The organism is Thermogemmatispora sp., assembly GCF_019683755.1.
In the GTDB taxonomy this organism is placed as follows: domain Bacteria; phylum Chloroflexota; class Ktedonobacteria; order Ktedonobacterales; family Ktedonobacteraceae; genus Thermogemmatispora.
The window spans coordinates 1-5,207 of record NZ_JADGHT010000326.1 but is presented as its reverse complement, the minus strand read 5'-3'; the positions used below and the strand labels follow the sequence as shown (position 1 = coordinate 5,207).

General features: G+C 58.2%; 3 protein-coding genes. All 3 read right to left on the bottom strand.

All coding sequences use genetic code 11. The annotated features are described in order from the left end of the window. Positions 1-414: 414 nt before the first annotated feature. The 3 genes from IRZ24_RS16440 to IRZ24_RS16430 all read right to left on the bottom strand — a co-directional run bounded on the left by IRZ24_RS16440 (position 415) and on the right by IRZ24_RS16430 (position 5,119). Entirely contained in the window at positions 415-2,817 is a 2,403-nt protein-coding gene (locus IRZ24_RS16440; RefSeq protein ID WP_297166462.1) for an ATP-binding protein, read from the bottom strand. A gap of 39 nt (positions 2,818-2,856) precedes the next feature. Then, positions 2,857-3,651: a response regulator transcription factor gene (locus IRZ24_RS16435; protein ID WP_297166459.1), complete on the bottom strand. Its 795-nt coding sequence runs from the start codon at positions 3,649-3,651 to the stop codon at positions 2,857-2,859. A gap of 631 nt (positions 3,652-4,282) precedes the next feature. Beyond that, complete coding sequence (locus IRZ24_RS16430; protein WP_297166456.1) at positions 4,283-5,119, bottom strand: SGNH/GDSL hydrolase family protein; 837 nt, start codon at positions 5,117-5,119, stop codon at positions 4,283-4,285. Between the last annotated feature and the right edge of the window lie 88 nt (positions 5,120-5,207).

Genomic DNA, 5,207 nt, shown 5'->3' with positions numbered 1-5,207 from the left:
CAGTCTTTCTGAGGGCAGCTTCAGCGATCAGGTCGTCCAGTGTTGGCATCTCACTCTCTCCTTCGCTCTCTTTATAGAGCAATATTGTAATTATAATATATAACACGGATAACATATTTTCTGGAGAAAGTCAATAAAGAGAAGCAGAGAGAGGTTTCATTATGGATGTCTTTTGGCAGCAAAAGGAAAGCTTGTCTTCACATTATATAGAACCGCCTGGCGTGAAGATTTAGGGGAAGGCAGAAGAGGAAGACCGTCACGGATCAGCACAACGTAGCGGAACATAAGCAGAGCCATAACCGGGCTAACAGCAGCGGGCCTGCGCGCAAGAGAGGCCAGCAGGGATAGCACAAGGCAGCCCTTTAGGGAGGAGCGTCAGTGAGTGAACGACCAGAGGTCGAGCCGGCTCAGCCATCAGAGCAGGGCCTGAGCGGGCAGAAAGATGCGCACCGTCACGCCCTCACCAGGGGCGCTCTTAATTGTCAGGCTTCCGCCGGCGATGGCCAGGAGCGCGCTATGAGTCAGCAGGCCGCCTCCGGTGCCACTAGTAGCGGCATCAGCAGCCGCGATTCCCACCCCATCATCGGCCACTATCACCTCCAGATCGGGGCCACAACGAGCCTGGAGCGTCAAGCGCAGACGGCGATGGACATCGCTGCCGCGCGCATGGCGCGCGGCGTTGCGCAGCGCCTCCTGAACAGCGGCGAAGATTAGCTCTGCGATAGCGGGCGGTGTCACCTCATCGATGCGCGCTGCGGTCTCCTCATCGACTTGCCAGCAGACCTCATCGAAGGCGTCATGAAAATCCTGCTCCAGCATCGTGCGAATAGCCTGTACCAGGCCCTCGCGCTCCAGGCGATAGGGAGCGCCGGGTGTTGTGGCGCGCATCAGGGCCGCCAACTGGCGATGAGACTCGCTCACCAGCCTCACTGCCTCCTCCAGCGCCTTGCGAGCCGACTCCTGGCCTTCCTGGTCTGTCACCGCGCGCACTGTCTCCAGGTGCAGCAAGGCCAGATGCATCTGTGGAAGAATCTCATCGTGCAGAATCCGGCGCTGTTGGGCCCCGAGCAACTTCACATCGACAATGCGACGACGTAACAAGGCCGAAACAGCCTGCATGGCCTCATGATCACCAATTGTATCGAGAATGCGCTGTCCACAGGCCTGAGCCAGATTCATATCTTCTTTCGTAAAAGTGCCGCCGTCCTCGCGCGGTCCCAGAAAGAGGGTTGCCACTAATCCCCGCTCATCGTAAAGGGGCATGACCCAGCAGATCAGAGGCTCCCCACTGGCCAGGCGAAGACGCAAGCGATAGGCCAAAGGCGTACCGGCACCGCGTCCTCCTGGTGGGCGCCGTGGTACCAGGGTGGTCAGCGCCTCGGTTTCCCCGCCAGCGCTAGCCAGACCCTCGCCACGGCCTGGCAGTTCTGTGCCATTGAAGTAAGCACCCGCCGGCCAGCGATAGCGAAAGGTGCGCCGCATCGGGCCTGCCAGAATCACTAGCTGGGCACAACGCACGGCTAACACGCTTTGGCAGAGTGAGAAAAAGAGGTCCTGTAGCTCACGCTCGCTCCTCTCGGCACTGGTATTCAGCCAGCGGCGCAGACTGGTACTACGCAAAAAGCGACCCAGCAAGGCGATATAGCGGTCATGCGAGCGGTAGCTACTCCACGTAAAGAGCGCGTAGGCCACGGTTGCCAGACAGGTCATACCTAGCAGCTCATCCAGGTTCGCGTGTGTCAGCGAGACCAGCAGTGCAATGAAGAGCGCCACCGCCGCGGCGACAATGACAATTCCGCGCCACTGTTCAAAGAAGCCGCGTCGTGGTAGTGGACGTTCGATCAGAATGCCATGCCGCACGATCGAGTAGCCGATGACCAGAATGATCAGGGCGACCACCAGATTGGCCACCAGATCGAGCAGGAGCAGGGTGGGCGGGATCGCGTGCAAAGGCGGCACAGCCCTCAGTGGCGTCCCCCCTCCAAGCCAGCGCAACATTGACCAGAGGCCAGCCAGACCCAGGCCAATGGTCAGAGCCACCATCAGCAAGGCTGCTAGTAACAAGGCTGGGCGCGCCAGGTGCCATGAGAGCTGCGGCTCCTCTAATAGCTCGACCTCAGTAGGGTCGTCCCAGAAGGCTTCTAGCAAGGCCCTCCGCAGCGAAGGCCGGCTCTTGCCCGCGCTCCGTGCACGCAGGCTCGCCTCTAGGGCGCGCCAGCCAGCCACTACAACCTGTTGAATGCGGCTAGAGGTAAACCAAGGACCAATGGCACAGAAGCCCACATAGACCAGAAAGAGTAGCGGCAGCAGAAAGAGTGGCGAAATCCAGGCGCGGCCAGCTCCAGGCGGAGGCGTACTGTAGGCCAGAAGCTGCAATGTCTCGGCAAAGGTGAAAGTCTGACGGTTGAGCAGCAACAGGAAGAGCAGGGTCATGCCGAGCACGGCCCCCAGCGCGAGCAGCCCGGGAATGCGCCGCCGCCAGCCAGCATTGATCAGCGAGGCATAGTGCAGCCCTATGGCAAACCAGATATAGGGGACCCAAAGCGCAGGGAACCAGACTGCTTGCCAGAGCAAATTGAGCCGAGGACGCAGTGCCGGCTGATCGAGCGGCAGCGTAATCAGCAGCGCATGCAGAAAGAAAAAGAGCGCACTCAGCGCCAGTCCCACGACCCCCCAGAGAGTAATGCGCGCGCGATGATCACCGTTCAGCCAGACTGTACTTGCCAGCCAAAGAAAGGTTACCAGATTAAAGATCGAGACGGCCAAGGTCAGCGTCCGCCATAAGATGACCGGGGCAAGCAGTGTCTCTAGCGTCATTGTTCTCCTCAGTGCGGGCAAGCAGACCTGCAGGCTTGGCTAAGAAGCAGTTTTTCCAGCTTCATGCTCTTCATTATAGAATGGTACCCATTCGCCTTTGCGGTTCTGTACGTAGGCCACCCCCTGCTCATCCCAGATAATCATGCGATTGAGCGTATAGATCAGCGTCGCCCGCGCTCGCGCCACTTTCTCATCGACCGCCGATTCGCTCAGCCCCCAGGCGGCGTAAATGCGGCCATTAGTGCGGCTAACCGCGCGTTTATCGTGTAGATTCAAGCGAGCCGCAATCTGCTCATTGGTCATACCTTGCGCCAACAGCTCGGCGACGCGCAGCTCGTTCGGCTCGAGCAAGGCACGAGGCGACTGCTCATCCAGGCTGCGCACTTCTTGAACTCGATCTTCAATCTCGGGATCGACAAAGCTCCTTCCGCTGACGGCATCACGCAATAGTGGTACTAGCATACTGGGTAGTAAATAATTGCTTTTACGTACGTAGGCATAGTGTGTCAGAATACCGGAAGCTCGGAATTCACGATAGTATTCATCGTCATCCTGGATTGAATAAAAGACGACAGGCATACGAGGGCGCTCACGGCGAATAGCGACCGCCGCCGCCACACCACTCATAGCCTTGCGGCCCAAGGCGGGATCACGTAGCTGCACATCCATGAGAATAACGTCCATGTCCAGCTCAAGGGCACGGGCCACAGCTTCACGTCCCGTGGCCGCCTCACCTACCACCTGGACAGCGCCCGTAGCCTCCAGGCCCTCGCGCAGAGCCTGACGTAGGGGGCCGTGATCATCGACTAGCAACAATTTGATCGGAGCCTCCATAGCTGGATCAAAACTCCCTCCTTTTGGTCCATCCAGTCGGGAGCGCCACTGTCATAGCCACCTGAACAAGCGAACATACTAACGCCCTCACGAGCGTTCAGACGCCCACTTCACGCAAGCCAGAGCAGAGAGCGACAGCGCCTCCACAGTCTTCCTGCAGGCTAGAACGTTTGAACGCGACGCCAGGGAACAGCAGGGAAGAGTGCGCCTTTATTATACACCGTGCTACACCGCTGTAGACTCGAGAGCCGGGACCTGGGGAGAAGCAAGCCAGGTCATTTCCTGACTGCGAGGGTCCACAAGAGCGCCACCTTGGGAGGTCCAGGCGGCCAGAGTCAGGCCCCGGTCCCAAGAGCAGGAGCTGAGCAGAGGAAGGATCAGTCGTCAAGCCACTTGGGAAGGCGGGCAGGTCAACTGCAGGGGGTGTCTCTCCTCGCAGGTAGCTTTGCGTAACATACCGCTGACCTGCCCGCCAGTCGCGATGCGGAGAGAGCAAGCTCCACTGCTACACTGCCCGGCTCCTTCTCAGCCTCTCAGCGGCGGAGAAGCCAGCCGAGCCAGGAGAGTAGAGCCGAGTCTAGAGGTCACTTACTGGCCGGGCCAATGGCTCGCGAGCACACGCTCGCTCAGCCTAGTAGCCGACGGTCTGCTCAAAGGCCTGAGCAATCACCTGATAGCCTTTGTCGGTTGCATGAATATCGTGAAAGACGCTGCACATCCAGGTGTAGCTGCAGATGTTGTTATTGGGAACAGCAGCACCTCCAAAGGCAGAGAAGACATCGACCAGCACGCCAAATCCCTGGACATCGCTCGCTAGATGCTGGTTAAGCTGCTGGGTATAGGGCAGCGTGTTGGGGCAACTGTTCTGGTAGGGATCATAATAGTTCATCACGATCAGATCGCCTGTCACTTGCCCGTTCACGGTCAGAGCCGCTCGCAACTGTGGCAGAATCACCTGGCGCAGATTGTAGTCCAGTGTCTGCAGAGCGCTGGTGCTACCGGTGGTATCGATAGCACACGTCAGAGGGTTGAGATAGGGCAAGACATCATTGGCCCCGATGTCAAGGGTCACTGGACTGACCTGGCCCGGATGAGCACGTAAGAAGTTGAGAGCCGCATTCAGCTGCGAACCGATATAGGGATACTTGCGCAGGAAGGGGAAGGGGCACTTACCATTGAGAAAGGTCACGCTGGTCTCGCCAGGACAAGCCAGGTTGACCATGTTAGTGGTACCATGCGCCTTCAGATCCTGGAAAAAGTAGTTACTGTAGCCATGCGTGAAGTCAAGGTCGGGCTGGAAACCAAAAGCGAGGGAGTTCCCCAGGACAAGGTAGTACTTCTTTGGACCCACAAGTTTCAAGCCCTGGGCATGAGCCGCATGCACATCAGGGGCGACAACAAAGAGGAGTAGCAGAGTCAGAACGAAGGGTAGCACCAGGCGACAGCAGGAAGGTATGCGTTTACCCATACATGACCCCCTTTGGTGTCAGGGCTAACAGTGCAGCAAGCAGTGAGGAAAAGCACACACCCCTATTACATAGTATACATTCTGAAAC